At 72.8% G+C, this 24,996-nt stretch carries 30 protein-coding genes; 14 read left to right on the top strand and 16 right to left on the bottom strand.

The window, feature by feature from the left end; genetic code table 11:
- Positions 1-6: 6 nt before the first annotated feature.
- Complete coding sequence (locus DV20_RS46940; protein ID WP_235191171.1) at positions 7-228, top strand: hypothetical protein; 222 nt, start codon at positions 7-9, stop codon at positions 226-228.
- A 351-nt stretch (positions 229-579) separates the two neighbouring features.
- Here DV20_RS46940 and rpsR read toward each other — a convergent pair whose 3' ends face one another.
- Genes rpsR through rpmB form a run of 4 tightly spaced genes read right to left on the bottom strand, consistent with a single transcriptional unit; the run spans position 580 to position 1,539 of the window.
- Complete coding sequence (gene rpsR / locus DV20_RS42705) at positions 580-834, bottom strand: 30S ribosomal protein S18 (protein ID WP_043789751.1); 255 nt, start codon at positions 832-834, stop codon at positions 580-582.
- A complete protein-coding gene (gene rpsN / locus DV20_RS42700; protein ID WP_043789748.1) occupies positions 831-1,136 on the bottom strand; it encodes a 30S ribosomal protein S14 in 306 nt (101 codons plus the stop codon). Before rpsN ends, rpsR begins: the two co-directional genes overlap by 4 nt.
- Positions 1,136-1,303 (bottom strand): 50S ribosomal protein L33, encoded by a 168-nt coding sequence (gene rpmG, locus DV20_RS42695; protein ID WP_005149953.1) that lies wholly within the window; start codon positions 1,301-1,303, stop codon positions 1,136-1,138. Before rpmG ends, rpsN begins: the two co-directional genes overlap by 1 nt.
- Positions 1,303-1,539 (bottom strand): 50S ribosomal protein L28, encoded by a 237-nt coding sequence (rpmB, locus tag DV20_RS42690; protein ID WP_003091680.1) that lies wholly within the window; start codon positions 1,537-1,539, stop codon positions 1,303-1,305. Before rpmB ends, rpmG begins: the two co-directional genes overlap by 1 nt.
- A gap of 80 nt (positions 1,540-1,619) precedes the next feature.
- Here rpmB and mrf point away from each other — a divergent pair, with 80 nt between their 5' ends.
- From mrf to DV20_RS42665, 5 genes are read left to right on the top strand one after another with little or no spacing between them, the layout of a single operon-like run.
- Positions 1,620-2,870 carry a ribosome hibernation factor-recruiting GTPase MRF gene (gene mrf / locus DV20_RS42685; protein WP_084093954.1) on the top strand — a complete coding sequence of 417 codons (1,251 nt, stop codon included), beginning with the start codon at positions 1,620-1,622 and terminating at the stop codon, positions 2,868-2,870.
- On the top strand, positions 2,867-3,121 hold the full coding sequence (locus tag DV20_RS42680; protein WP_043789740.1) for a type B 50S ribosomal protein L31: 255 nt from the start codon (positions 2,867-2,869) through the stop codon (positions 3,119-3,121). Before mrf ends, DV20_RS42680 begins: the two co-directional genes overlap by 4 nt.
- Complete coding sequence (gene rpmF, locus DV20_RS42675; RefSeq protein WP_043789738.1) at positions 3,121-3,273, top strand: 50S ribosomal protein L32; 153 nt, start codon at positions 3,121-3,123, stop codon at positions 3,271-3,273. The genes DV20_RS42680 and rpmF overlap by 1 nt, the downstream gene beginning before the upstream one ends.
- Complete coding sequence (locus tag DV20_RS42670; protein WP_043789736.1) at positions 3,270-4,319, top strand: GTP-binding protein; 1,050 nt, start codon at positions 3,270-3,272, stop codon at positions 4,317-4,319. The genes rpmF and DV20_RS42670 overlap by 4 nt, the downstream gene beginning before the upstream one ends.
- A 21-nt stretch (positions 4,320-4,340) precedes the next feature.
- Complete coding sequence (locus DV20_RS42665) at positions 4,341-5,009, top strand: hypothetical protein (RefSeq protein WP_152603835.1); 669 nt, start codon at positions 4,341-4,343, stop codon at positions 5,007-5,009.
- Between the two features lie 8 nt (positions 5,010-5,017).
- Here the strand turns inward: DV20_RS42665 and DV20_RS42660 are convergent, their stop codons facing one another.
- Positions 5,018-5,314: a hypothetical protein gene (locus DV20_RS42660; protein WP_043789731.1), complete on the bottom strand. Its 297-nt coding sequence runs from the start codon at positions 5,312-5,314 to the stop codon at positions 5,018-5,020.
- 133 nt (positions 5,315-5,447) lie between these two features.
- On the opposite strand from DV20_RS42660, the gene DV20_RS42655 reads away from it, so the two are divergent.
- Genes DV20_RS42655 through DV20_RS42640 form a run of 4 tightly spaced genes read left to right on the top strand, consistent with a single transcriptional unit; the run spans position 5,448 to position 8,576 of the window.
- The gene (locus DV20_RS42655; RefSeq protein WP_084093953.1) at positions 5,448-5,888 is read left to right on the top strand and encodes a MarR family winged helix-turn-helix transcriptional regulator; all 441 of its coding nucleotides are present in this window, start codon (positions 5,448-5,450) and stop codon (positions 5,886-5,888) included.
- The gene (locus DV20_RS42650) at positions 5,885-7,555 is read left to right on the top strand and encodes an MFS transporter (protein ID WP_043789730.1); all 1,671 of its coding nucleotides are present in this window, start codon (positions 5,885-5,887) and stop codon (positions 7,553-7,555) included. Before DV20_RS42655 ends, DV20_RS42650 begins: the two co-directional genes overlap by 4 nt.
- A complete protein-coding gene (locus DV20_RS42645; protein ID WP_043789729.1) occupies positions 7,552-8,292 on the top strand; it encodes a dienelactone hydrolase family protein in 741 nt (246 codons plus the stop codon). The genes DV20_RS42650 and DV20_RS42645 overlap by 4 nt, the downstream gene beginning before the upstream one ends.
- Before the next feature lie 11 nt (positions 8,293-8,303).
- Positions 8,304-8,576 (top strand): DUF6295 family protein, encoded by a 273-nt coding sequence (locus DV20_RS42640; protein WP_043789727.1) that lies wholly within the window; start codon positions 8,304-8,306, stop codon positions 8,574-8,576.
- 42 nt (positions 8,577-8,618) lie between these two features.
- Here DV20_RS42640 and DV20_RS42635 read toward each other — a convergent pair whose 3' ends face one another.
- The 4 genes from DV20_RS42635 to DV20_RS42620 all read right to left on the bottom strand — a co-directional run bounded on the left by DV20_RS42635 (position 8,619) and on the right by DV20_RS42620 (position 13,471).
- Positions 8,619-10,037 (bottom strand): pyridoxal phosphate-dependent decarboxylase family protein, encoded by a 1,419-nt coding sequence (locus DV20_RS42635; protein ID WP_043789726.1) that lies wholly within the window; start codon positions 10,035-10,037, stop codon positions 8,619-8,621.
- Positions 10,024-11,337 (bottom strand): MFS transporter, encoded by a 1,314-nt coding sequence (locus DV20_RS42630; RefSeq protein ID WP_043789725.1) that lies wholly within the window; start codon positions 11,335-11,337, stop codon positions 10,024-10,026. The genes DV20_RS42635 and DV20_RS42630 overlap by 14 nt, the downstream gene beginning before the upstream one ends.
- 118 nt (positions 11,338-11,455) lie before the next feature.
- Positions 11,456-12,481: an LLM class F420-dependent oxidoreductase gene (locus DV20_RS42625; protein WP_043789724.1), complete on the bottom strand. Its 1,026-nt coding sequence runs from the start codon at positions 12,479-12,481 to the stop codon at positions 11,456-11,458.
- Between the two features lie 9 nt (positions 12,482-12,490).
- On the bottom strand, positions 12,491-13,471 hold the full coding sequence (locus DV20_RS42620; protein WP_235191170.1) for an oxygenase MpaB family protein: 981 nt from the start codon (positions 13,469-13,471) through the stop codon (positions 12,491-12,493).
- Between the two features lie 87 nt (positions 13,472-13,558).
- Here DV20_RS42620 and DV20_RS42615 point away from each other — a divergent pair, with 87 nt between their 5' ends.
- The 3 genes from DV20_RS42615 (at position 13,559) to DV20_RS46935 (ending at position 17,262) form a co-directional block, all read left to right on the top strand.
- Positions 13,559-14,149: a TetR/AcrR family transcriptional regulator gene (locus DV20_RS42615; RefSeq protein WP_043789722.1), complete on the top strand. Its 591-nt coding sequence runs from the start codon at positions 13,559-13,561 to the stop codon at positions 14,147-14,149.
- A 57-nt stretch (positions 14,150-14,206) separates the two neighbouring features.
- On the top strand, positions 14,207-14,992 hold the full coding sequence (locus DV20_RS42610; protein ID WP_043789721.1) for an IclR family transcriptional regulator: 786 nt from the start codon (positions 14,207-14,209) through the stop codon (positions 14,990-14,992).
- A 95-nt stretch (positions 14,993-15,087) separates the two neighbouring features.
- Complete coding sequence (locus tag DV20_RS46935; protein ID WP_051736372.1) at positions 15,088-17,262, top strand: hypothetical protein; 2,175 nt, start codon at positions 15,088-15,090, stop codon at positions 17,260-17,262.
- A 15-nt stretch (positions 17,263-17,277) separates the two neighbouring features.
- On the opposite strand, the gene DV20_RS42600 is transcribed toward DV20_RS46935, so the two are convergent.
- The 6 genes from DV20_RS42600 to DV20_RS42575 form a co-directional block, all read right to left on the bottom strand.
- Positions 17,278-18,429, bottom strand: coding sequence for an LLM class flavin-dependent oxidoreductase (locus tag DV20_RS42600; RefSeq protein WP_043789720.1), 1,152 nt, complete (start codon positions 18,427-18,429; stop codon positions 17,278-17,280).
- Positions 18,426-19,433, bottom strand: coding sequence for an ABC transporter substrate-binding protein (locus DV20_RS42595; protein WP_200876623.1), 1,008 nt, complete (start codon positions 19,431-19,433; stop codon positions 18,426-18,428). Before DV20_RS42595 ends, DV20_RS42600 begins: the two co-directional genes overlap by 4 nt.
- Complete coding sequence (locus tag DV20_RS42590) at positions 19,420-20,121, bottom strand: ABC transporter ATP-binding protein (protein ID WP_043789719.1); 702 nt, start codon at positions 20,119-20,121, stop codon at positions 19,420-19,422. Before DV20_RS42590 ends, DV20_RS42595 begins: the two co-directional genes overlap by 14 nt.
- Positions 20,106-20,924 (bottom strand): ABC transporter permease, encoded by an 819-nt coding sequence (locus DV20_RS42585; protein ID WP_043789718.1) that lies wholly within the window; start codon positions 20,922-20,924, stop codon positions 20,106-20,108. Before DV20_RS42585 ends, DV20_RS42590 begins: the two co-directional genes overlap by 16 nt.
- 121 nt (positions 20,925-21,045) lie before the next feature.
- Positions 21,046-21,756 (bottom strand): MBL fold metallo-hydrolase, encoded by a 711-nt coding sequence (locus tag DV20_RS42580; protein WP_043789782.1) that lies wholly within the window; start codon positions 21,754-21,756, stop codon positions 21,046-21,048.
- A gap of 10 nt (positions 21,757-21,766) precedes the next feature.
- On the bottom strand, positions 21,767-22,648 hold the full coding sequence (locus tag DV20_RS42575) for a LysR family transcriptional regulator (RefSeq protein ID WP_043789717.1): 882 nt from the start codon (positions 22,646-22,648) through the stop codon (positions 21,767-21,769).
- 102 nt (positions 22,649-22,750) lie between these two features.
- Here DV20_RS42575 and DV20_RS42570 point away from each other — a divergent pair, with 102 nt between their 5' ends.
- Positions 22,751-23,362 carry a dihydrofolate reductase family protein gene (locus tag DV20_RS42570; protein ID WP_043789715.1) on the top strand — a complete coding sequence of 204 codons (612 nt, stop codon included), beginning with the start codon at positions 22,751-22,753 and terminating at the stop codon, positions 23,360-23,362.
- On the opposite strand, the gene srmL is transcribed toward DV20_RS42570, so the two are convergent.
- Positions 23,331-24,458 (bottom strand): PheS-related mystery ligase SrmL, encoded by a 1,128-nt coding sequence (srmL, locus tag DV20_RS44615; RefSeq protein ID WP_084093952.1) that lies wholly within the window; start codon positions 24,456-24,458, stop codon positions 23,331-23,333. The genes DV20_RS42570 and srmL overlap by 32 nt on opposite strands.
- Between the last annotated feature and the right edge of the window lie 538 nt (positions 24,459-24,996).

Below are 24,996 nucleotides of genomic sequence, written 5' to 3'. Positions count from 1 at the left end.
CGCTGGGTGAGGTACTCGACCACCCACGGGTGGATGCCGTTCCCGGCGGCCCAGGCGAGCCAGTCGCCCGGCGCGGCGCGCAGGTGGACGTGCACCAGCCGGTTCACCGGCGCCGAGGCCATCGGCCGGGCCAGGGCCTGGTCGGTGGCGCGGTTGCCGGCGCCGATCACCACCGAACCGGCCGGCAGCTCGTACGAGCCGATGCGGCGGTCGAGGATGAGCGAGTAGAACGCCTTCTGGACGTCGGGCGCGGCGGCGTTCAGCTCGTCGAGGAACAGGCAGTACGGCTCGTCGCGGGCGATCTGCTCGGGCGGGCACAACAGGCTGCGGCCGCCCGCGATCTGCGGGACGCCGATGAGGTCTTCGGGTGCGAGCTGGGTGCCCAGCAGCGACACGCACTCGAGCCCCAGAGGAACACCGGCCGCACGACGGCGGTGGTGAGCAGGATCTCGGGCAGCCGGGCGGGCGTGACCGTGAGCTGGGCGTGCAAGCGTGGACCTCCTGTGTCAGGACATCCCCTGGCGACGCCCCCTTTCGGACGCCCATGGTCGCGCACCGCCCGGTGGGTGCGCACCCGATTTAGCTCGCGCGGCCCGCGGACGGGTACGGCAGCAGCGCCATCTCGCGCGCGTTCTTGATCGCCGTGGCGACCTGTTTCTGTTGCTGCGGCGTCAATCCGGTCACGCGGCGGGCGCGGATCTTGCCGCGGTCGGAGACGAACTTCCGCAGCAGGTCGACGTTCTTCCAGTCGACCTCGGTGATGTTGTTCGCCCGCAGCAGATTCACCTTGCGCTTGGCGGGGCGGTCGCGGTGCGGCTTCGGCATCCGGCTCACCAGCTCGACTTCGTGACGCCGGGCAGCTCGCCGTGGTGCGCGGCCTGCCGCATCTTCACACGGGACAGCCCGAACTTCCGCAGGTAACCGCGAGGACGGCCGTCCGAGGCGTCCCGGTTGCGGATGCGGGTCGGGCTCGCGTCGCGCGGCAGCTTCTGCAGCGCGACGACGGCGTTCGCCTTCTCCTCCGGCGACGACGCGGGCGAGGCGACGACGGCCTTGAGCGCGCGGCGGCGTTCGACGAACCGCGCGGCGATCACCTTCCGCTGCTCGTTCTTCGCGATCTTCGACTTCTTGGCCATCAGCGCTCTTCCTTGAACTCGACGTGCTTGCGCGCCACGGGGTCGTACTTGCGCAGGACCATCCGGTCCGGATCGTTCCGGCGGTTCTTCTTGGTCACGTACGTGTAGCCGGTGCCCGCGGTGGACCGCAGCTTGATGATCGGCCGGATGTCGGTGCTCTTCGCCATTACAGCTTCACCCCTTTCGCCTTCAGCTCGGCGACGACGGCCTCGATGCCGCGTTTGTCGATCGTCTTCATGCCCTTGGCGGACACGCGCAGCCGCACCCAGCGGCCCTCGCTGGGCACGAAGTAGCGACGGTTCTGCAGGTTCGGCTCCCACCGCCGGGACGTGCGGCGGTGGGAATGCGAGACCTGCTTGCCGTAGCCCGGCTTGCGGCCGGTGACCTGGCACACGGCGGACAAGGGCCCTCCCGAGTTGATAGTGGTTTTCATTTCCATGTACGGTAGCGCACCGTACCCCGCCCGTATTCCTGGAGCCCCCTGTGACCCACCACCCCCGCGTCCCGCTCGTCCTCGTGAGCGGCCTCGCCGGAGGCCCGAACGCCGAACTGGCGGAGCTGCTGCGCGCCGCCGGGCCGGGCACCGCCGTCGTCCACCACGACCTGCGCGAGATCCACTCCGGGGTCGTCCGCCGCCGCCTGCGGCTCGGCGAGCGCGACGAGCTGACCGTGCTCGAGCTGGCCCACGGCTGCGTGTCCTGCACCCTGCGCGAAGACCTGCTCCCGCTGCTGCGGCGGCTGGCCCGCCGCCCGGAGGTCACCCGGATCGTCGTCCGGCTCGACGAGGCCATGGAGCCGGAGCCGGTGAGCTGGGCGATCCGGAACGTCCTGGTCGGCGACCACCCGGTGCACGACGACGTCGACCTGCGGGCCGTGCTCACCGTCGTCGACTGCGCGAGCTGGCTCGCCGACGCGACCGGCGACGACGAACTGGCCGACCGGAACCTGCAGGGCAGCCCCGAGGACGAGCGGACGGTCGCCCAGGTCGCGCTGTCCCAGGTCGAGTTCGCCGACGTCCTCGTGCTGGCCGGCGCGGCCACCGACGCGTGGAGCGCCGCCAAGGCGTCCGCGGTGCTCGACCGGGTGGCGCCGTCCGTCCCGCGGGTCGAGCTTTCCCGGATCGACGGCCACAGCGCCCTCGACGCGGTCCCGGCGAACGCCCGGCGTGGCGAGGTCACCGACATGCACGGCGCGCTGCTGCGCGGTGAGCCACCGCTGCACCCCGACTGCGGCATCGCCCTGCTCACCTTCACCGCGCGCCGTCCGTTCCACCCCTCGCGCCTGCACGACGCGCTCGACGTCCTCCTCGACGGCGTCGTCCGCACCCGCGGGCGCGCGTGGGTGGCCAGCCAGCCCGACGTCGCCTTCTGGATCGAATCGGCGGGCGGCGGGCTGGGCCTCGGCCACGCCGGGCCGTGGCTCGCATCGCCGGACGGTCCGAAGTGGACGGACGTCTCCCCCGAGCGCCGCACGCTGGCGTCCCTGCGCTGGGACCCGGTGCACGGCGACCGCGCCCAGGAGCTGGTGGTCGTCACCGATCAGGCGACGCCCGACGAGGTCGAAGCCGCCCTGCGCGGCGCGCTGCTCACCGACGAAGAGCTCGCCCAGGGCCCCGAAGCCTGGCTGCGTTACCCCGACCCGTTCGGGAACTGGCACGAGGAACCGTGCGAAGACACCGAACCCGACCCGGCGCGGCACGACGCGACCGCGGCGAACCGAAAGGAAGACCAGTGAAACCCGGGATCCACCCCGACTACCACCCGGTGGTGTTCAAGGACTCGTCGACCGGCGACGCCTTCCTGACCCGCTCCACCGTCACCTCCGACCGGACGATCGAATGGTCCGACGGCCGCACCTACCCGCTCGTCATGGTCGACATCAGCTCGTGGTCGCACCCGTTCTGGACGGGCACCCAGCGGATCATGGACAGCGCCGGCCAAGTCGAGAAGTTCCACCGCCGCTACGGGAAGCGAGGCACCCGCTGATGGCCGTCCCCAAGCGCAAGATGTCGCGCAGCAACACGCGGACCCGCCGGTCGCAGTGGAAGGCCGCCGTGCCCGACCTGGTGCCGATCAAGGTGGGCGGCCAGGTCCAGCTGGTCCCCCGCCGCCTGATCAAGCACTTCCACCGGCGGTGAGCGTTCCGGTCACCGTGCTGTCCGGCTTCCTCGGCGCGGGCAAGACGACGCTGCTCAACCACATCCTCGCCAACCGGACTGGGCTGCGGGTGGCGGTGATCGTCAACGACATGAGCGAGGTCAACATCGACGCCGCGCTGGTGCGCTCGCAGGAGCGGCTGGTCGAGCTGACCAACGGGTGCATCTGCTGCACCCTGCGGGAGGACCTCCTGGAGGAGGTCGCGGCGCTGTGCGCGGACGACCGTTTCGACCACGTGCTCATCGAGTCCAGCGGGATTTCCGAGCCGATGCCGGTGGCGGCGACGTTCACCTTCCTCGAGTCCGTCGCCCACCTCGACACGATGGTGACGGTGGTGGACGCGGCGAACTTCGGCCGGGAACTGGCGGACGGCGACTCCCTGGTGGAGCGCCGGCTCGACCAGTACGAAGACGACGAGCGGACGATCAGCGACCTGCTGGTGGACCAGGTCGAGTTCGCCGACGTCCTGCTACTGAACAAGACGGACCTGGCCCCCGACGCCGACCGGCTCGTGGCGGTGCTCCGGCGGCTCAACCCTTCGGCCGACGTCGTCACGGGCAGCTTCGGGAAGGTGCCGCCGGAGCGGGTGTTCGGGACGGGCCGCTACGACCCGGTCCGGGCACAGGAGGCACCGGGCTGGGTCGCCGAGCTGAACGGCGACCACGTCCCGGAGACCGAGGAGTACGGCGTCTCCAGCGTGGTGTTCCGCGCCTCCCGGGCGTTCGACCCGGCGGCGCTGTGGGACTTCGTCACCCGGCGGCTGGACTCCGGCGAGTTCGGGACGGTGCTGCGCTCGAAGGGGTTCTTCGCACTCGCGTCGCGGCCCGGAGTGACCGGGTTGTGGTCGCAGGCGGGCACGGTGGCGCGGTTCGAACCGCAGGGCGTCGCCGGGTCACCGCGGCAGGAACTGGTGTTCATCGGCGTCGACTTGGCCGGCGAAGCACTGCTGGCCGCGCTGCGGGACTGCCTCGGGGAGCCGACCGGGCCGGATCCGTTCCCGGCGTGGGAGCCGGTCGAAATTCATTGACCGCGGCGGAAGAATGGCGACATGGACGGGCGGGGATATCTGGAGAAACTGATTTCCGATCGGTTGGGCGCGGGTCGCGGGCAGCCTCCTCACGGGCGGCAGCTGAGCTTCGACCGGCGCGAAATCCGCGGGGTGGCGACCGGGCTGGTGGCCGCGGGCACCCTGTCCCAGGAGGACGCCGACCGGATCCTCGCCGACCTGGACGTGACCTTGCAACGGTCCGGTTGGCTCAAGGTCGTGCACGCGGAGGCCGCGGCCTCGACCAGCGGTACGGCGGTGGCCAGAGCCGTGGGCACCGAGCGGCCCGAGTGGCGGCAGGCGATCGAAGAGCCGCCGGCGCCGGTGTTGCGGCAGGTCGTTTCCCTGGCGGGCCGCACCTTCGAGGTCGGCGAGCTGACGGCGGACCTGGTGAGCCTGGAGGTGTGGTCGACGTTCGTCGTCCTGACCCTTGCGCACAGTGGCGTCGATCCGCGCCGGATGCGGGAGCACTTCGCCCTGCGGACCGACTGGCGCGGGTGGGACGACGCCGGAACCCAGTACCGCGGCGGCGGTGGCGGGGGGTCCGGGTCGCACGGCCTGCTCGTGGAACGGCGCACGTTCGAACCCGGTCCGCCGGCGGAGGCCCGGGTGCTCACCCTGGCCGCCGAGTCCCCCGGCGGCCGCGCCACGGTCGTGATCCCGCTCGGCTGAGGCGTCGGTCAGTGATCGTCGTAGTGGTCCTCGTGGGTGGCGTGGCGGTGGCCGTCGTGCAGGTAGTCGACGTGATCGCCGTGGGGCACCGCCACGTGGCCGCAGCCGTCGCCGTGGGTGTGGTCGTGGCCCGTGTGGGGGACGTGGCCCGCGATCTCGCACTCGTCGAAGTGGCCGTCGTGCGCGCGGTGCAGGTGGCCCTCGTGCACGTAGTCGATGTGGTCGCCGTGCGGGACCGTCGCGTGGCCGCAGCCCTCTCGGTGGACGTGGTCGTGGCCGGCGTGCTCGACGTGCAGGATCGTCATCGTTGTCCCTTCGGGTGTGTCCATTGCGGACGGTAACACCGGTGCCGGAGCCGGCCCCGGCGAAAGCTCCCGGCTCACCCGATAGCGGCGCCTGAGTCCGATTTGATCAATCCAGATTTATCAGTCTAGGTTGATGACCGTGACGGACGAGGAGCTCCTCCAGGCGAGCGCGGACCTGCGCGTCGCGCTCGGCAGGCTGATCCGGCGGCTGCGCCAGGGTTACGTCGCCGGCGAACCGACGCTGCCCGAACGGTCGGTCCTGTCCCGGCTCGACCGCGACGGCCCGGCCACCCCGGGCTGCCTCGCCGAGCTCGAACGCGTCAAGCCGCAGGCCATGGGCGTCACCCTCGCCGGGCTGGTCGAGCGCGGGCTGGTCGAGCGGCGCAAGGACGACTCCGACGGCCGCAAGGTGCTGATGTCGGTCACCGAGGCCGGGGTCGAGCTGCTCACCGACCGGCGCTCGCAGACGACCCGGCAGATGGCCGACGCGCTGGCCCGGAAGTTCACCGCGGCCGAGCAGCGCGAGCTGATCGCGGCCATCCCGCTGATCGAGCGGCTGGCGGACGAGCTGTGAGCTACAAGTGGGTCGCGCTGTCGAACACCACCCTCGGCGTGCTGATGTCCGCGCTCGACGGCTCGATCGTCATCATCTCGCTGCCGGCGATCTTCCGCGGCATCGGCCTCGATCCCCTGGCCCCGGGCAACATCGGCTACCTGCTCTGGATGATCCTCGGCTACCTGCTGGTGCAGGCCGTGCTGGTGGTGACGCTCGGGCGGCTCGGCGACATGTTCGGCCGGGTCAAGATGTACAACCTCGGCTTCGTCGTGTTCAGCGCGGCGTCGGTGGCGCTGTCGTTCGACCCGTTCCACGCGGGGGCCGGGGCGCTCTGGCTGATCGGCTGGCGGGTCGTGCAGGCCGTCGGCGGGTCGATGCTGACGGCGAACTCCGCGGCGATCCTCACCGACGCCTTCCCCGCCGAGCAGCGCGGCATGGCGCTGGGCGTCAACCAGATCACCGCGCTGGCCGGGCAGTTCCTCGGCCTGGTCGTCGGCGGGCTGCTGGCCGAGCTCGACTGGCGCGCGGTGTTCTGGGTGAGCGTCCCGTTCGGCCTGCTCGGCACGATCTGGTCGATCCGCAGCCTCCGCGAGGTGGGGACACCGCAACGCGCGAAGGTCGACTGGGGCGGCAACGTCACTTTCGCGGCCGGAACCGCGCTGGTCCTGGCGGCGATCACCTACGGCATCCAGCCCCACGGCGGCGCGGCGACCGGCTGGGGCAACCCGTGGGTGCTCGGCGGCATCGGCACCGGCGTGCTGCTGCTCCTGCTGTTCGGCGTCATCGAGACCCGGGTCGCCGCGCCGATGTTCCAGCTTTCGCTGTTCAAGATCCGGGCGTTCGCCGCCGGCAACATCGCCGCGTTGCTGACTTCGGTCGCCCGTGGTGGCATGCAGTTCATGCTCATCATCTGGCTGCAGGGCATCTGGCTGCCCCTGCACGGCTACGACTACGAGCAGACCCCGCTGTGGGCGGGCATCCACCTGCTGCCGCTCACCGTCGGGTTCCTCATCGCCGGGCCGGTGTCCGGCTACCTGTCCGACCGCTTCGGCGCCCGGCCGCTGGCCACCGGCGGCCTGCTCCTGGTCGCCGCGGCGTTCCTCGGGCTGCTGACCCTGCCGGTGGACTTCGCCTACCCGGCGTTCGCGGCCCTGCTCGTGCTGAGCGGCATCGGCCAGGGCATGTTCGCCGCGCCCAACACCTCGGCGATCATGAGCAGCGTGCCGACCGCGCAGCGCGGCGTCGCCTCCGGCATGCGGGCGACGTTCCAGAACTCCGGGACGTCGTTGTCGATCGGCGTGTTCTTCTCCCTGATGATCGCCGGGCTGGCCTCGTCGCTGCCGCAGACGCTCACGAGCGGCCTGCAGGCCCACGGCGTCCCGGCGCCCCTCGCCGACGGCGTCGCGCAGCTGCCGCCGGTCAGCACGCTGTTCGCCGCGTTCCTCGGCAGCAACCCGGTCGGGCACCTGCTCGGCCCGGACGTCCTGTCCGGGCTGGCGCCGGCCGACCGGGCGGCCCTCACCGGCGGGGATTTCTTCCCCCGGCTGGTTTCCGGCCCGTTCCACCACGGACTGGTGGTCGTGTTCGTCGCGGCCGCCGCGATGGCCGTCGTCGCCGCGATCGCTTCCGCGTCCCGCGGCGCCAGGTTCGTCCACATCCCCGAAGGAGTGAAGGAGCCCCAATGACCGACGAGATCATCGCCGGAACCGTCACCATCACCGGCCACGGCGGGGACGAACTCGAGGCCTACCTGGCCAAACCGACCGACCCGGCGCCGCGCGGCGGCGTCGTGGTGATCCACCACCTGCCCGGCTACGACGCGGCGACGAAGGAAATGGTGCGCCGCTTCGCCGTCGAGGGCTACAACGCGCTCTGCCCGAACCTGTACTCGCGCGAGGCGCCGGGCGCGGACCCGGACGACGCCGCCGCGACCGTCCGCGCGGCCGGCGGCGTGCCCGACGACCGCCTGGTCGGCGACGTCTCCGGCGCGGCCGACTACCTGCGCGCGCTGGAGAACGCCAACGGCCGCATCGGCGTCATCGGGCACTGCTCGGGCGGCCGCCACGCGTTCCTCGCCGCGTGTTCGCTGGACCTCGACGCGGCGGTGGACTGCTACGGCGCGTTCGTCGTCAACGACCCGCCGGAGGCCATGAAGCAGATGAAGCCGCTGCTCGGCCTGGCCCCGCAGCTGTCGTGCCCGCTGCTGGGCATCTTCGGCGCCGACGACCAGTTCCCCGGCCCCGACGAGGTGGCCGTCCTGGCGGCGGAGCTGGAGAAGCTGGGCAAGGAGCACGAGTTCCACACCTACGCCGGCGCCGGCCACGCGTTCTTCGCCGTCGACCGCCCGAGCTACCGCCCCGAAGCCGCGAAGGACGGCTGGGAACGGATCTTCGACTTCTACGCCCGCACGCTGACCGCCTGAGAGGACTCGCCATGTGCACTTACCTGACGGAGAAGTTCCCGCTCGAAGGCAGCGGCAAGGGCGCCCGCGGCTGGTTCCGCCTGAGCGAAGGCACCGTGTACGTCGACCACCCGGTGCACGCGCCGTACGCGCACACGGTGAACATCGACTTCCGGAACCCGGCCCTGGGCGCTTCCGCCCGGGTCGCGCTGGAACTCACCGAAGAGGACGCCCTGGCGCTGGCGGACGCGATCCACGCGGCCGTCAAGTCCGCGCCCGCCGGGCTGGCTTCGCGGAACCAGTAAGCGGTTGTGAGTGGTAAGGCCGGTTCTCACCGGCCTTACCACTCACGACGGGGTGTAGAGGGCGCCGAGGAACTCCAGCAGCAGGCGCTCCCGCAACGGCGCCGGTGCCGTGGCGAGGAGCGCGTTGATCGGGGCCATCCGGTCCGGGAGGCCGGCCGCGCCGCCGAGACCCGCCGCGGCCAACAGCCCCGCGAACTGCTCGGACGTCAGCGTCGCCGGGTCGAGGGCCGCGACGAACTCCGCCACGGCGGGATCGACGGTCACCGGGCCCGCCGCGCGCGCCGCGTCGACGGAGGCCGCGAGGTCGGTCAGGAACTGCTTCTCGCTGCCGTGGTTGGCCGCCGTCACCGTCAGGTGCAGGTTCGCCGGGGACGTCTCGAACGCGAACTGCGGCTGGACGTACCAGCCGCGCGCCTTCATCTCGTCCGCGACCGTGAACACGTCGAAACCGTCGTCGCCGGTGAACGCGATCAGCGTCGACACCGGGTCGCCCAGCACGCGGAGGCCGGGGAGGTCCTCGATGCCCGCCCGGATGCGGGAAACCGCTTCCCGGGCCGCGGACGCCAGCTTCAGGTACCCGTCCTCCCCCAGGTGGTTCACCACCGCCCACGCCGCGGCGAGCGGCCCGCCCGAGCGGGTGCTCTGGATCGTCGTGTTCAGCATCGTGTAGCCCGGCCACGCCGCGCTCGCGAAGTAGTGGGTGCGCCGCAGTTCCGCCGAAGCGTGCAGCAGCACCGACGTCCCCTTCGGGCAGTACGCGTACTTGTGCAGGTCCACCGAGATGCTCGTGACGCCGGGGACGCGGAAGCCGAACGGCGGGACGTCCGCGCCGAGGCGCGCGAAGTACGGCAGCACCCAGCCGCCGATGCAGGCGTCGACGTGCATCCGGACGCCGCGTTCGAGCGCGGCCGCGGCGATCTCGGGCACCGGGTCGAGGACGCCGTGCGCGTAGGACGGCGCGCTCGCCACGACCAGGACCGTCGAGTCGTCGATCGCCGCGGCCATCGCCGCCGGGTCGGCGCGGAAGGTCACCGGGTCGACCGGGACGTCGACGCGGCGCAGGCCGAACAGGTGCGCCGCCTTGTGGAAGGCCGCGTGCGCGGTGGTCGGGAGCACGATCGACGGAGACGCGACCGACGGGTTCGCGTCCCGCGCGGCGAGCACCGCCAGCAGGCACGACTCCGTGCCGCCGGACGTCACGGAACCGGCCACGCCCGGGACGGCACCGAGCAGTGCGGACGCCGCGGCGACGAGGTCGTTCTCCATGCGCAGCAGGCTCGGGAACGCCGTCGGGTCGAGGCCGTTGGCCGACGACGCGAGCGCGTGCGCCGCCGCGCCCAGGGAGTCCACTTCGGACAGCCCGCTGTCGTAGACGTAGGCCAGGGTCCGGCCGCCGTGCGTCGGCAGGTCGCCCGCGCGCAGCTCCCGCAGCGCCGCGAGGACGTCCTCAGGCGGGTTCATGGCGCGGCTCCAGGACCTTGCGCCGCAGCAGCGGCAGGGCCAGCGCGATGAGCACGCCGGGGACGATCGACGCCCCGACGAGGATCGCCACGATCGCGCTGTGCGGCTGGTTCGCCGTCGCGTCGGTGCTCGACACGTACCCGCCGACGGCGAGGATGATCGCCCACAGGCCGCCGCCGAAGGCCAGCCCGAGGGTCTCCCCCGCGGTCCACACGCCCGCCGCGATCCCCGCCCGGGTCTCGCCGGTGCGCTCCTCCTCGGCGGTGATCAGGTCGGGCAGGATGGCCAGCGGGAACACCGAAATCCCCGCGTACCCGACCCCGCACAGCGCCACGAAGACGAACGAGACGACCAGCGGGATCTCCTGGGCGAAGACCAGGCCGAGCAGACCGATCGCGAAGGCCGCGGTGGCCAGGCGGAAGCCGTTGAGCTTGCCGACGCGGTCGCCGAGCCGCGGCCACAGCGGCATGGTGACCAGTGCCGGTCCGACGAAGATGACGAACAGAATCGTGCCGTAGGCGTCGTCGCCCAGGATGCGCTGGGCGAAGAACGGGATCGCGGCCAGCACCGTGCCGATGCCCAGCGCCTGGATGAAGTAGGTGCCGAGCAGCCAGCGGAACGGCCGCCAGCCGGCGAGCGTGCCGACGAGCTCCTTGAGGCTCACGGTGTTCGGCCGCAGCGAGCCGACCGGCGCGTCCTTGAGGCCGAAGTACACCAGCAGCGTCGCGGCCAGCACGATCAGCCCGATCACCACGGCCATGATCCGGTAGCCGGCGACTCCCTCGATCCCCGAGGTGATCGCCGGGGCACCGCCGCCGCAGACCAGGATCGTCACGGCCAGCACGCCGATCCGGACGCTGGTCAGCTTCGTCCGCTCGGTCGCCGACTCGGTCAGCTCGGCCGGCAGCGCGTTGAACGGCACCTGGAACAACGCGTACGCCGTCGCGCACGCGGCGAACATGACCGCCACGTACAGCGCGTCCGGCAGCGGGCTGCCGAAGCCGGGGTGGGCGAACATCGCCGCGAACAGGATCGCCACGCCGACACCGCCGATCAGCAGGAAGCGGCGGCGGCTGCCGGTCTTGAGCAGGTCGGCGTCGGACAGCCGGCCCGCGACCGGGTTGAAGAAGAAGTCCCACGCCTTGGGCACGAACACGATCGCGGCGGCCCAGCCGGCGGGCACGGCCATCGTGTCGGTCAGGTACTTGACCAGCACCAGGCCGGGGACCGTGCCGAAGGACCCGGTGACGAACGAGCCGAGCGAATAGCGGAACCTCGTCCGGCCGGACAGCGTCGCCATGGTCCTCCTCGAAGCCTTGCCGGGTGCCCGCACGAGTATTCGATCTCGGCGGGCACCCGGAAGTGGTCGAGGGGAATCGTGCCATCGTCGTGACCTGGCGCACGGATCGACCCGCCGGTCAGCGCAGAGCGCGCGCGATCTTCTCCAGCGTCGCGGCGTCACCGCGCAGGAGCAGTTGGGTGACCACGGTGTCCTCCCAGGCCTTCAGCTCTTCGCGGATCTTCTCCGGCGGCCCGATCAGCGAGGTGTCCTCCACCAGCGACGTCGGGATCGCCGCGGCCGCCGCCTCCTTGCGACCGGCGAGGTAGAGCTCCTGGACCTCGTCGGCGACGTCGCCGTAGCCCAGCCGCGCGTACACGTCGTGGTGGAAGTTGACGCTTTTCGCGCCCATCCCGCCGATGTACAACGCGAGTGACGGCTTGATCCAGCTCGCCGCCTCTTCGACGTCGTCGTGCACGATCACCGGCAGCGAGCACGGCACCTCGAACGTCTCCAAGGTGTGCCGCGCCCCCGGCCGCGAGAAGCCCTCTTCGAGCGCGGCCTTGTAGAAGTCGTTGCTCTTGGGCGAGAAGAACAGCGGCAGCCAGCCGTCGCCGATCTCGGCCGCCAGGGCGACGTTCTTCGGGCCTTCCGCCGCCAGGTGGATCGGGATTTCCTTGCGCAGCGGGTGCACGGTCGGCTTCAGCGGCTTGCCCAGGCCGGTGCCGCCTCGGTACGGCAGCTGGTAGTGGTCGCCGTCGAGGGTCACCGGCGCCTCGCGGGCGATCACCTGCCGGACGATGTTCACGTACTCGCGCGTCCTCGCCAGGGGCTTCGGGTAGGGCTGGCCGTACCAGCCCTCGACGACCTGCGGGCCGGACGCGCCGAGCCCGAGCACCATCCGGCCGCCGGAGAGGTGGTCGAGGGTCAGCGCGCTCATCGCCGTCGCGGTCGGCGTCCGCGCGGCCATCTGGACGATGTTCGTCCCGAGCCGGATCCGGCTGGTGGACGCGCCGTACCAGGCCAGCGGCGTGAACGCGTCCGAGCCGTACGCCTCCGCCGTCCACACCGAGTCGAAGCCGAGCTCCTCGGCCTTGAGGACGGCTTCCAGCGCGCCCGGGGTCGGGCCGCTCTGCCAGTACCCGACGTGGAATCCCAGCTTCACGAATGCCTCCTAGACGTTCGGTGCGTAGTGCTCGGGTTTGCCGCGCTCGGACAGCGGCGGCAGGTTCCTGCGTGGAGTCTCGGCCAAGGGCGCGTCCGGAGCCACCTCGCCGCGCTCGCGGCGCCAGCCGGCCCGCGCCCGCGGGTGGTAGCGGCGGTCGTGCGGAACGAGCCGGAACACGGCGGCGACCAGCTTCCCGAACCGCCGGTGCCGCCGCGCGTCGCGCTCGGTCCAGCGGAAGCCGAGCAGGTCGCGGACCTCGCGGTCGTAGAGGCCGATCGTCAGCCAGACGAACCCGCGCGCGATCACCCGCTGTACCGGCCGCCACAGCGCGTCCGGCAGCCAGGGCAGGAACGGCGGCTTGCCGAGCCCGCGGATGTCGAGGACGTCCCGGGTGGCCTTGTTGTCTTCGAGGACCTCGGTGCACATGTGCTTCCAGTAGCGCTGGAAGTCCTCCCAGCTCTCCGGCACCGGCCGCATGGTCATGTCGTACATCCGCCACCACCGGACGTGCTCGTCGAACAGCTGCCGCTTCCCGGCTTCGCCGATGCCGCCCATGAAGTGGTCGGCGATCAGGATGGTGCTGACGAAGAACGTCGCGTGCGCCCAGTAGTAGGTGTCGGGGTCGAGCGCGTGGTAGCGGCGGCCCCGCGCGTCGACCCCCTTGATGCGCTCGTGGTAGCCGCGGACTTCCCGGGCGGTCGCGTGGGCGCGCGCGCCGTCGTAGACCACGCCGCCGATCGGGTAGAGCGAGCGGAACAGCCGTTGCCAGCGCTCCTCGAAGAAGCGCGAGTGCTGCTCGACGCCGGCGCCGAGGCCGGGGTGCATGTTCTGCATCGAGCCCGCCCACAGGCCGATGAGCAGGCCGCGCCAGTCGCCGAAGTACTTCCACGTCAACGAGTCGGGGCCCAGCGGTGCTGTGACATCCGGGGCTTCGCCCCGGACCGGGGGCTTCGCCACCCGGACCCCCCGGGAAGCTTCGTGAGTCATCGGCGCGCTCCTCGTCGAGTCCGGAACTGACTACGGCTGTTGTCAGGCTAGGATCTGACAACAGTTGTAGTCAACCGAGGAGCTGTGATGCCGGGCCGGACCTGGGCGGGCACGACGCTGGACGACCGGAAGGCGCTCCGGCGGGAGCGACTGGTGGCCGCGGGCCTGGAGCTGCTGGGCACCGAAGGCTCGGCCGGGACGAGCGTCCGCGCGGTGTGCCGACACGCGAAGCTGACCGAGCGCTACTTCTACGAGAGCTTCGCCGACCGCGAAGAGCTCGTCGCGGCCGTGTACGAGCACGTCGGCGAAGAGGCGCGGCAGGCGCTCGTCGGCGCCGTCCGGGACGCCCCCACGCCCGTGTCGCGGGCGGAGCACGCCGTCCGCGCGTTCGTCGAGCTGATCGTCGACGACCCCCGCAAGGGCCGGATCCTGCTGCTCGCACCGCTGACCGACCCGGCGCTCACCCGCCGCGGCCTGCACCTGCTGCCGGTGTTCGCCGCGCTCGTCGGCGAACAGCTGACCCACGGCGACGAAACCGAACGCCGGATGGTCGCCATCGGGCTGGTCGGCGCGCTGACCAACGTGTTCGTCGCCTACCTCGACGGCTCGCTGAAGGTGTCGCGCGAGCGGCTCGTCGCGCACTGCGTGAAACTCGTCCTCGGGGCCGACGGCCACTGACCCCACCTCCGTTCCGGCCTGCTGACAGTCGCGCGGCGGATCGGGCACACTCAACCCATGCGTACCGCTGGGCGGAACGACGGCGCGAGCGGCGACGGCCTCGTCGCGGCCCGGCTCGCCGCGCTGCTGGAAGCCTTCCGGCCGGGAGACGAGACCCTCGGCGTCTCCGAGCTGGCCCGCCGGACCGGGCTGGCGAAGACGACCGTGCACCGGCTCGTCGGGCACCTCACCGAGACGGGGCTGCTCGAACGCGAGTCGGGCGCGGTGCGGCTCGGGCTGCGGCTGTTCGAAATCGGCCAGCTGGCCTCGCCCCGGCGCGGCCTGGTGGAGGCGGCCCGGCCCTACCTGGCCGACCTCCGCGAGGCCACGCGCAACACCGTCCACCTGGCGATCCTCGAAGGCACCGAAGTCGTGTACCTGGACGTGCTGCGCGGGCCGGACGCGCCGACGCTGCCCTCGCGCATCGGCGGCCGGTTCCCCGCGCACGCCACCGGCGTCGGCAAGGCGATCCTGGCGTTTTCCCCGGAACCGGTGGTGAGCCAGGTGATCGACGCGGGACTGCCGCGGATGAGCGCGCGGACGATCACCGCACCGGGCCTGCTCCGCCGTCAGCTGACCCGGGTGCGGGAGGACGGGATCGCGCTGGAGCGCGAGGAATCCGGCGTCGGCGTGGTGTGCGCGGCCAGCCCGCTGCTCGACGCCCGCGGCGTCGCGGTGGCGGCGGTGTCGATCTCCGGCTGGGCCAACCGGATGCGGACCGAACGGGTCGCGCCCGCGGTCCGGACGGTCGCGCTCGCGTTGAGCCGGACGCTCTCCGGCTCCACCGCGGAGGGCCGCGGATAATCTTGTGCGCCAACGGGTTCCCGGCGGCTGGGCCATCCGGCTGACCGGGTCCTCCCGGACGGGGCGCGGCACCGCCACCCGCTACGATCCGTGCAATGGTCCAGCACCGCCCGGTCTCCGCCGCGCACCGGTTGCTGTCGCTCGACATCGTGCTCGCGCTCCTCGCGCTGGCCGGCGGCCTGCGGGTGCTCTACCTCGCCGCGCCCGAGCCGGCCCTGCCCACGGAGGCGGCGACCGTCGCCCACGTCTACGCGCTCGGCAACCTCACGACGTTCGCCGACGCGGGCGGCGCGGGAGTCAGCCCGTTCGGCTGGCTGCAGCTGGCGGCGGCCACGATGGTCTCCGGCGCGTTCGGCCGCTCGGCCACGGCGACGGCCGCGGTCCGCGAGACGGTGCTCGTCGCGGCCCTCGCGGTCACGGTGCTGTCGTGGCTGTTGGCCCGCCGCCTGGGCCTGACCCGCTGGGCATCGGCGGCGGCGGTGCTGCTCCTCGCGGCCTCCCCGCTGGCACTGGGCTTGCAGCGGCTGGTGGTCGTGGAGCACCTGGCGGTGGCGTGGGCGCTGGGGGCACTGGTCCTGATCACCCGCCACCGCGCCCGCATCCGCCACGACATCGCGGCGGCGGTGTGCCTGCTGGCGGCGGTGCTCACCTCGCCGCTGGCGCTGTTCTTCCTGCCCGCGGCGGGCTGGCTGCTGGCGCGCCGCGCACCGGCCCGGGCGGCGCTGGTGGCGGTGTTGCTGAACCTGGGACTGGGCATCGCGTTCGGCCCGGCGGCGGGCGCCCTCCGTCCCCACCTCGCGGCGGCCACCCACCCGTCGGTGGCCGACTGGGCGGCACTGGACCCGGTGTGGGTGGTGCTGTCGGCAGCGGCCCTGACGGCGGGCCTGGCGGTGCGGACCACCCGACCACTGGCGGCGACGGGGGTGCTGCTGGCGGCGACGCTGCTCGTGCCGGGGGTGCCGGACACCGCGGTGCTGGCGCTGCTGGCGCCGGTGACGCCGCTGCTGCTGGCGGGCGTTGGTCAAGCGGCGACGCGGTGGCGTGGCCCGGCAGGGCATCGGGTGCCGGGGAACGCCGCGCCGGCAGGTGTCGGCCGTGCTGTCATTTGGGGGCTTGTCCCGGTACCCGGCCGCGCAGGGCCTCCGCCGGCGGGCGTCGGCCGCGCTGTCATTCGGTGGCGTTCCCTGACACGCCAACGGGTACCGCGCCGCGCCGGGCCCCCACCGGCAAGCGCCGGCCACGCCGTCACCCGATGGCTCTACTCGGTACGCCACGGGATGCCGGGGAAAGCCGCGTCGGGGGGTGTGGGCCGCGCTGTCGTTCGATGGCGTTCCCTGGCACGCCACAAGGCGCCCAGCCGCACCCAGCGCACACCGGCAAGCGCCGGCCACGCCGTCACCCGATGGCTCGCACCACACCGCGGAAGCGCCACTCCACCGACCCCACACCCCGCCCCCGCACGCCGCGCGCGGGCGACCCGCCGTCGCCGGGCCGTTCCCGTGCTCGCCGCCGCCGTGGTCGTCGTGGCGGTCGCCGGCAGCTGGAGCCACGGCTTCCCCGCGCTCCGGCCGGCCGCCGACCGTGGGGGCCCGCTCGCCGCCGCCCGGGACTGGTTGCGGGCCAACGCTTCCGGGGCTCGCCTGCTCGTCGACGACGCCGCCTGGGCCGAACTCGCGAACGCCGGCTGGCCGACGGGCATGCTGGCCTCGCCCGCCGCGTGCGCCGCCGCCTGCCCGGCCGCCGAATGGGCCGTCTTCGGGACCGGCGACACCGGCCTCCGGCAGCACTACCCCGCCCTGGACAGCGCCTTCGCCGGTGCCGGCCCCACCGCCGTGTTCGGCTCGGGTGACACCCGGGTCACCGTCTGGCGCCTCGGGCTGCCCCCGGCCGACCCCGCCGCGCCGCCGGAAGCGCCCGCCCGGGCCCACGCCGGCGAAGCCCTGACCGCGTCCGCCCGGATCACGCCCGCGCCCGAGGCCGCCGCCGTGCTGCGGGACGGCTGCGTCGATCCGCGGCTCATCGCGACGATCGCCGCGCTCGCCGCCATCCAGCCCGTGGGCGTCGCGGCCTTCCCCGAGGTCGCCGGGGAGGACGCCGCCGGGCAGCCGCGCCGCCGGGTCCTGCTCACCGGCGGCGAAGACGGCGTCACCGCCTTCTACACCGGCCAGCGCGACCTCTTCCGGCCCGCCTCGGTCGTCCGCACGCCCGGCGGGGTGCTCGTCACCTACCCGCTGTTCGCGCCGCCCGGCCTGCTCGTCCCCGTCGGGTAGCTCCCGTTCGCGGGATCAGAGCGCGGCGACGTTCCGCTCCGGGTGCGACGGACGGCGCAAGGCCGGGACGTCCGCCAGCAGGCCGCGCCGGGCCAGTTCGGGCCGGACGCCGTCGCCGAACCAGTACGCCTCCTCCAGGTGCGGGTAGCCCGACAGCACGAACTCGGTCACGCCGGCCGAGTGGTACTCCTCGATCAGGTCCGCGACCTCCTCGTGGCTGCCGACCAGCGCCGTCCCCGCACCGCCGCGGACCAGGCCGACACCCGCCCACAGGTTCGGGTGGATCTCCAGCGCGCGGACCCCGCCGCCGTACCGGCCGCCGTGCAGCGCGACCATCCGCTGCTGCCCCACCGACTCGCTCGCGGCCAGCTGGGCCTGCGCCTTCTCGACCTGCTCCCGGCTCAGCGCGTCGAGCAGCTTCTGCGCCTCCGCCCAGGCCTCGGCCGAGGAGTCGCGCGAGATCGTGTGCAGCCGGACGCCGAACCGGATCGGCCGGTCCCCGGCCAGCTCGCGCACCTTGCCGATCTTCTCCGCGACCTGCGCGGGCGGCTCGCCCCAGGTCAGGTAGACGTCGGCGTGCCGCGCGGCGACCGGCAGCGCGGCCGGCGACGAGCCGCCGAAGTAGATCGGCGGCACCGGGTCCGGCGCGGCGAGGGTCGTCGCGCCTTCGACCCGCAGGTGCTCGCCCGTGAAGGTGAACGGCTCGCCGGACCAGACCCCGCGCACGATGGTCAGGAACTCGTCGGTGCGGGCGTAGCGGGCGTCGTGGTCGTGCCAGTCGCCGAAGCGGCGCTGCTCGACCGCGTCGCCGCCGGTGACGATGTTGAGCAGCACGCGGCCGCCCGACAGGCGCTGGAACGTGCCCGCCATCTGCGCGGCGAGCGTCGGGGAGATGACGCCCGGACGGAACGCGACCAGGAACTTCAGCCGGGTCGTCTCCCGGATCAGGGCCGCCGTGGTGAGCCACGCGTCCTCGCACCACGTGCCCGTCGGCGTCAGAACGCCTTCGAAGCCCTGCCGCTCGGCCGCGCGGGCGACCTGGGCCAGGTACTCCAGGTCCGGGTCGCGCTGGGCGGCCGGGCCCGCGGACCGGTTGGCGTGGAAGCGTTCCACGATCGTGCGGCCGTCACCGCTGGTGGGCAGGAACCAGTGCAGCCTGATGCTCATCCGTTGCTCCTCGCCTGGTCCAGGTCGGGACCGAACCGCCGGTCGACGAAGGCGGCGAAGTCCACCTTGCCCGGCAGGGTCTTCTCGTCGGTGAAGGCGTCCGCGAGCTGCTGTTCGGAGGCCACCACGGAATCGTCGAGCGCGATCGGCAGGTCACGGCCCGCCTCGACGGTCTTCCGCGCGACTTCGAGCTTCAGCCCGGTCTCCTCGGCCCACGCCCGCGCCCATTCGTCGCGGTGCGTGTCGGCCCACTTCTGCGCCTTGACGACGCGCACCGCGAAGTCGCGCAGCGCCGAGTTCCGGCCGGGATCGCCGAGCGCGGCCGTGCTCGCGGTCAGGAAACCGAGGCCGTTCGACGCGCCGCGGCCGTCCGCCAGCACCCGCGCGTGCGCTTCGAGCTGCGCCTGCGCGGTGTAGGGGTCCCAGATCGCCCAAGCGTCGATGGTGCGTTGCGTGAACGCGGCGTACGCCTCGGACGGCTGCAGGAAGCTCAGTTTGACGTCCTTGGTGGACAACCCGTTGTTGTGCAGGGTGTTCAGCAGCTGCCCGTGCGCCGAGGTGCCCTTGGCGACGCCGATCGTCCTGCCCTTCAGCGAAGCGACGTCCCGCAGCGGAGAATCCGGGGGGACGAGGACGGCTTCCCGCTCGACGTTGCTGCGCGAAACGCCGATCACCTTGATCTTCGCCTTCGCGGCCGCGGCGAAGATCGGCGGCGTGTTGCCGACGCGCCCGGCGTCGATCGCGCCGGCCGAGGCCGCCTCGAGCAGCGGCGGGCCCGACGTGAACGTCGCCCACTCGATCCGGTACGGCGTTCCTCGCAGCAGGTTCGCCGCGGTGAGCAGGGATTTCACCCCGCCCTTCTGGTCGCCCACCTTGAGCGTCACCTTCGCCAGGTCCGCCGCGCTCACCGCGGCCGGCACCGGAGCGTCACCGCCGGTCGCCGTGCCGCACGCGGACACCACGAGGGCCGCCGCGACGGCCAGGATTCCGTTACGCCACAGCATCTTCGGTCACTCCCAGGTCGGCCAGGACGCGGCGGCGGAGGTCGTCGTGATCGGCGCCGCGTGGCCGGTGCCCGGCCACGATCCGGCCGCCGTCGAGCACCAGCACCCGGTCGGCGAGCCGCAGAGCCTCGTCGACGTCGTGGGTCACCAGCAGCACGCCCGGCCCGTGCCGCCGCCAGAGGTCCTGGACCAGGCCGTGCACGGAAATCCGGGTGAGGGCGTCCAGGGCACCGAACGGCTCGTCGAGCAGCAGCAGATCGGGTTCACGCACCAGCGCGCGGGCCAGCGACACGCGCTGCGCTTCGCCGCCGGACAGCGTGAGGGGCCAGTCGTCGGCGTGCTCGGCCAGGTGCACTTCGGCGAGCGCCTTATCGGCCAGCGCCCGGTTGCGGGACTTCGCGACGCCGTCCTGGCGCAGGCCGAGGACGACGTTGCGCCAGACCTTGCGCCACGGCAGCAGTCTCGGCTGCTGGAACGCGACCGAGACGGTTCCGGTGACGTCCGCGCGGCCTTCGACGTCGTCGTCGAGACCGGCGAGCACGCGCAGGAGGGTCGACTTCCCGGACCCGCTGCGGCCGAGCAGGGCGACGAACTCGCCGCGGCCGACGGTCAGGTCGAGTCCGTCGAGGACGGTCCGGTCGCCGAACCGCTTGGTGAGGCCGGTGACCTCGGCTACCGGGTTCGCCACCGCAGCACCTTCCGTTCGAGCAGCCGGACCAGCGCGTCGGTGACCAGACCGAGCAGGGCGTACAGGACCAGCCCGACCACCACGACGTCGGTGCGCAGGAACTCCCGCGCGTTGTTGATCAGGTAGCCGACCCCGGCGTCGGCGTTGACCGTCTCGCCGACGATCAACGCCAGCCAGGCCAGACCGAGCGACTGCCGCAACCCGACCAGCGCCTGCGGCAACGCGCCGGGCAGGACCACGTGCCAGACCCTCTCCACGCGGCTGAACCCCAGCGCCCGCGACGCCTCGACGAGGGTGGGGTCGGCGCCGCGGATTCCCGAGTGGACGTTGAGGTAGAGCGGGAAGGCCACGCCGAGCGCGACCAGCACGATCTTCGTCTCTTCGCCGATGCCGAACCACAGGATGAACAGCGGGATCAGGCCCAGGAACGGCAGCGTGCGCAGCATCTGCACCGGCGGGTCGACCAGGGCCTCGCCCCAGCGCGACAGCCCGGACACGATGCCGAGCAGAACGCCGGCGACCGCGCCGAACGCGAAGCCGGCACCGACCCGCCCGAGCGAAACGGCGAACGCGGCCCCGAGTTCACCGCTGCGCGCGGCCTCGACACCCGCTTGCACGACCGTCCACGGTGCACTGAGCTTGTCGGGCGGCAGAACACCGGTGGCGCTCGCGAGCTGCCAGGCGGCCAGCAGCACCACCGGGCTGATCCAGCGCCGCAGATCGGGCCGCCGCACGGCTTTGCGCGGCGGCTCGGCGGCGCGTTTCCGGGCGTGCGCGAGCACACCCGTGGTGGAAATCGACACGGATTTCTCCCGGGGACGGGGTCGGGATGGCGTGGTCCCGACCTTCCGGTCCCCGGGAAGCGAAGTCAATGGGCGCCCACTCCGTGAACGCCCCGCGTTTCAGCCCGTGGAACGACTTGGCTCAGCCGCCGAACATGACCTTCCATTCGTCGAGCGACCGCGGCCGGTAGACGAAGTTCGTGCGCTTGACCTCCGACAGCGCGGCGGACGGTTCGGCCGAGTACTGGTGCCCGGGGTAGACCACCGGATCGCCGGGCAGGCCGGCCAGCGCTTGGAGGCTGCGGTAGATCTCGTCGGCGTCCCCGCCCGGGAAGTCGGTGCGGCCACAGCCTTCCAGGAACAGCGTGTCGCCGGAGACGAGCTTGTCCTCGACCAGGAAGCACTGGCTGCCCGGCGTGTGCCCGGGCGTGTGCAGCAGCCGGATGGGGATGGCCCCGACCTCGAGGACGTCGTCGTGGTCGTGCGCGCGTAGATCGGTGCCGGACACACCGGTGACCCGCCGCACCCATTCGGTCTCGGCGCCGTTCACGTGGACGGGCACCTGTTCGACCGCGAGGAGCTCGGCGATCCCGGGCAGCGAGAAGCCGAGCATCTCGCCACCGACGTGGTCGGGGTGGTGGTGGGTCGCCAGCACCCCGGTGAGCCGCATCCCGTCCTGCGCCAGGACGTCGAGCAGATCCCGCACGGCATAGGCGGGATCGACGACGACGGCGTCCCCGGTTTCGCGGTCGCCGATGAGGTAGGCGAAGTTCACCATCTGCGTCGCGACGGGATCCCCGACGGCGAAGTCCCGCCCGGCGAGCAACTGCCGGAAGTAGAGCCGATCTGTCATGCCGGACACCCTACGGTCCGTTCCGCCCCGGCGCGGTGGCCTGGGCGAGCGCGGCCAGGACGGCGGCCACCGCGGGTGGGTCCGGTGGGTCGCCGTAGGTGGCCGCGTGGATGCGGCGGTGGACGCCGGGGAGTGCGGTGGCGTGGGTGCCCGGGGCGCGGTGGGCCTCCAGGGCGAGGCCGGGGAGGATGGCGACGCCGAGGCCGGCGGCGACCAGGGACTGCACCACCACCATGTCGTCGCTCGACGACGCGATGCGCGGACGGAAGCCCGCCTCCGCGCACACGGCGGCCAGCTCCGCCCGGCACCGGTCGCAGCCGCCGATCCAGGGCGAATCGCGGTGGCCGGACAGGCTGTCGTCCGGGCGCCTGCTGATCAGGTGGATCGGGTCGTCGGCGAGGTGGCGGAAGCGGAATCCGTGCTCCTCGAGCGGGGCACCGGCGTGCTGGAAGACCAGCGCCACCTCGAGTTCGCCACGGCGCAGCATGTCCAGCGCCTCGACGGGATGCCGGTCGAACAGGCTCAGCTCCAGCCCCGGGTGGGCCCGCGCCAGCGACGCGGCCGCCCTCGGCACGAGGGTGCTCAGCGCGGACGCGTTGGCGGCCAGCCGGACGCGCCCGGCCCGCAGACCGACCTGCGCGGCCAGCTCTTCGGCCGCCGCGTCCACGCGACCGGCGATTTCGGCGGCGCGGTCGGCCAGCAGCCGGCCTTCCGGTGTCAGGCGGATCCCGCGCCCAGCCCGCTGCACGAGCCGGGCGCCGGTGGCCGCCTCCAGGCGGGCCAGGTGATGGCTCACCGACGGCTGCGAATAGTGGAGCTCCCGGGCCGCTTCGGTCACCGACCCGTGTCGGGCCACCGCGGCCAAGACCTTCAGCTGGACCAGGTTGAGCATTCATCGAGAGTATCAATGAGCCGATCGATGATTTGGCATTGGACGTCATATGACGTCCAGTCCATCCTGGTGCGGAAGGCACCCGACGAAGGAGGAACGGACATGACCGGCAAGGTGACCTGCGACCTCACGATCACCCTCGACGGGTACGCGGCCGGGCACCACCAGACCGAGCAGCGCCCGTTCGGCGACGACGGGGGCGACGGCTGGGGCGACAAGCTGCACGCCTGGTACGGCGAAGGCCGCGAGGCCCACCCGGCCGAGTTCGACCGGATGCTGACGGCCAAGGCGTTCATCATGGGGCGCAACATGTTCGGCCCGGTGCGCGGCGAGTGGGACCGGCCGTGGACGGGCTGGTGGGGCGACGAACCGCCGTACCACGGCCCGGTCTTCGTGCTCACCCACCACCCGCGCGAGCCGCAGCCGATGGCGGGCGGCACCACGTTCCACTTCGTCACCGACGGGATCGAGGCCGCGATGGCCCGCGCGCGCGAGGCGGCGGGCGACGGCGGCATTTCCGTCCACGGCGGCCCCACCACCGTCAACCAGTACCTCGCCGCGGGCCTGATCGACGAGGTGCGGCTGCACGTGGCGCCGTACACGCTCGGCGGCGGCGTCCGGCTGTTCGACGGCGTCCCGCCGCTGAACCTCGAGCACGTGGACTCGCGCGCGACCGCTTCGGTCACGCACCTGCGGTACCGCGTCCTCCGGTGAGCCCGGCCCACTGGTGGACGCTCCCCCGGTGCAGGGCGGCGTAGGCCCGATCCCTGAGGACGTTCGCCTCCTGGTCGGACAGCGTGCGGTCCAGGGGACGGAGCACCAGGCGGACGAGGAGGTTCTTCTGGTCCGGCGTCGCGCCGAGCCGGGCTCGCGCCTGGGCGGGCAGCCGGGCGTACGGCGTCTCCTGCCGGATCTCGACCGACTCGACGACGTCGGCTTCGTCGCCGAGGGCGTCGCGGACGCGGTCGCCGAGATCTTCGGCGCGGTCGTCGGCCGCCACCGCGATCGACAGGTCCCGGCGCACCGGCGGCAGGGCGGAGACCGGCCGGTAGGGCGCGAGGTCGGTCAGCTGCGCGGCGACGGCCGGCTCGGTGGAGCGCAGCAGCCGGATGTCCGGGATGCCCTTGCGGAGCATCAGCATCCGGTCGAGACCCATGCCGAGCGCGAGCCCGGACCAGCCTGCGCCGAGGCCGGCCCGCGCCAGCACGGCGGGGTGCGCGAGCCCGCACTCGGCGACCTCGACCCAGCGCCCGTCGTGCTCGACGTCGAGCTGCGCTCCGTCCACTGTGTACGGATGGCGACGCGGTTCGAGGCGCCACCGCCGGTCCGGCACGAGGGCGGCGACCATCTCTTCGAGGTCGGCCCCGGTGGTGGCGCGGCGGCCGATCCGCCACAGGTCGAGCTGGTGCGGCGTGCCGCTGTGCAACCGGTCGATGCTGTCCCGGCGGTAGACGACGCCGGGGCAGACGAGCAGGACGTCGTCGACGGGGTCCGCGGCCAGCGCCCGCAGGGCCGCGGGGATCATCGCGCTGGAGTGGCTGCGAAGGACGTGGTCCTGGTCGACGTACCGGGTGTACCGGGCGTCGCGGGTCACGTCGGCGGGGTCATAGCCGAGGTTGTCGTAGTTGTCGGCGATGGTGACGACGCGGTCGCCGGGCCACCGCCGCACAGCGCAGGACCACCGGGCGGTGAGCGCTTCGACGGCTTGGTCGACGACGAGCTGGATGGCGTGCGGCCCCGCGGCGGGATCGGTGAGATCCCGGACCGCGAGATCGCGCGCGAGCTGGGCGGGGGTCAGCGTTTCGGGCATGGCGAGGCCTCCTGGGTGAGCGGGACGGTCGAGGGAGGTCTCCCCCTGGCCCGGACACCCGGCGAGGTCAGTGCGGCCAGACGGTCACGGCTCGGCGGATCGCGTTCCCGATGGACTTCGGGCCGGATCGACCGAGCGGCTCAGGCAAGCCCGACCGCGGACGTGGCACGGCAACCCCGCTGGCACCCGGAAAGGGCCAGGGGGCCGGTAAATCGGCGGTATCCCGCAACGACGGCCACACACCCAGGGTAGCGGCGGTTGTCGACCGGTTTTTCCGCGCTCAGCTGGGAAGGCCTCGTCCGTGCCGAGCCGCGATCCGGCACGCGGGCTGGATCACGCGCGGCGAGCTTCCCCGGGGGCGCGGGTGCCCTCGACCCGGCGGCTCGCGGCCGACCACGGGGTCGCACCGGCAACCGCAACGAAGACGCTGGACCGGCCGAGGCCCCGGCGGCTCGGATGCACCGGGCCGAACCGGAACCGCTCGGCCCGAGCGAGCCCGGGCCACCACCTCTCCCTCCCTCTCCCCCTCCCCCGCCCA

This window comes from Amycolatopsis rifamycinica, from assembly GCF_000695625.1.
Taxonomy (GTDB): Bacteria; Actinomycetota; Actinomycetes; order Mycobacteriales; family Pseudonocardiaceae; genus Amycolatopsis; species Amycolatopsis rifamycinica.
This window is presented reverse-complemented; position numbering and strand designations above follow the sequence as displayed.

Coding starts and splice junctions, on each gene's coding strand:
- rpsN (WP_043789748.1), bottom strand. CDS start 1,136: ATGGCCAAGAAGTCGAAGATCGCGAAGAACGAGCAGCGGAAGGTGATC.
- rpmG (WP_005149953.1), bottom strand. CDS start 1,303: ATGGCGAAGAGCACCGACATCCGGCCGATCATCAAGCTGCGGTCCACC.
- rpmF (WP_043789738.1), top strand. CDS start 3,121: ATGGCCGTCCCCAAGCGCAAGATGTCGCGCAGCAACACGCGGACCCGC.
- DV20_RS42665 (WP_152603835.1), top strand. CDS start 4,341: ATGGACGGGCGGGGATATCTGGAGAAACTGATTTCCGATCGGTTGGGC.
- DV20_RS42660 (WP_043789731.1), bottom strand. CDS start 5,314: ATGACGATCCTGCACGTCGAGCACGCCGGCCACGACCACGTCCACCGA.
- DV20_RS42655 (WP_084093953.1), top strand. CDS start 5,448: ATGACCGTGACGGACGAGGAGCTCCTCCAGGCGAGCGCGGACCTGCGC.
- DV20_RS42645 (WP_043789729.1), top strand. CDS start 7,552: ATGACCGACGAGATCATCGCCGGAACCGTCACCATCACCGGCCACGGC.
- DV20_RS42640 (WP_043789727.1), top strand. CDS start 8,304: ATGTGCACTTACCTGACGGAGAAGTTCCCGCTCGAAGGCAGCGGCAAG.
- DV20_RS42635 (WP_043789726.1), bottom strand. CDS start 10,037: ATGAACCCGCCTGAGGACGTCCTCGCGGCGCTGCGGGAGCTGCGCGCG.
- DV20_RS42630 (WP_043789725.1), bottom strand. CDS start 11,337: ATGGCGACGCTGTCCGGCCGGACGAGGTTCCGCTATTCGCTCGGCTCG.
- DV20_RS42620 (WP_235191170.1), bottom strand. CDS start 13,471: ATGACTCACGAAGCTTCCCGGGGGGTCCGGGTGGCGAAGCCCCCGGTC.
- DV20_RS42615 (WP_043789722.1), top strand. CDS start 13,559: ATGCCGGGCCGGACCTGGGCGGGCACGACGCTGGACGACCGGAAGGCG.
- DV20_RS42610 (WP_043789721.1), top strand. CDS start 14,207: ATGCGTACCGCTGGGCGGAACGACGGCGCGAGCGGCGACGGCCTCGTC.
- DV20_RS46935 (WP_051736372.1), top strand. CDS start 15,088: ATGGTCCAGCACCGCCCGGTCTCCGCCGCGCACCGGTTGCTGTCGCTC.
- DV20_RS42600 (WP_043789720.1), bottom strand. CDS start 18,429: ATGAGCATCAGGCTGCACTGGTTCCTGCCCACCAGCGGTGACGGCCGC.
- DV20_RS42595 (WP_200876623.1), bottom strand. CDS start 19,433: ATGCTGTGGCGTAACGGAATCCTGGCCGTCGCGGCGGCCCTCGTGGTG.
- DV20_RS42580 (WP_043789782.1), bottom strand. CDS start 21,756: ATGACAGATCGGCTCTACTTCCGGCAGTTGCTCGCCGGGCGGGACTTC.
- DV20_RS42575 (WP_043789717.1), bottom strand. CDS start 22,648: ATGCTCAACCTGGTCCAGCTGAAGGTCTTGGCCGCGGTGGCCCGACAC.
- DV20_RS42570 (WP_043789715.1), top strand. CDS start 22,751: ATGACCGGCAAGGTGACCTGCGACCTCACGATCACCCTCGACGGGTAC.
- srmL (WP_084093952.1), bottom strand. CDS start 24,458: ATGCCCGAAACGCTGACCCCCGCCCAGCTCGCGCGCGATCTCGCGGTC.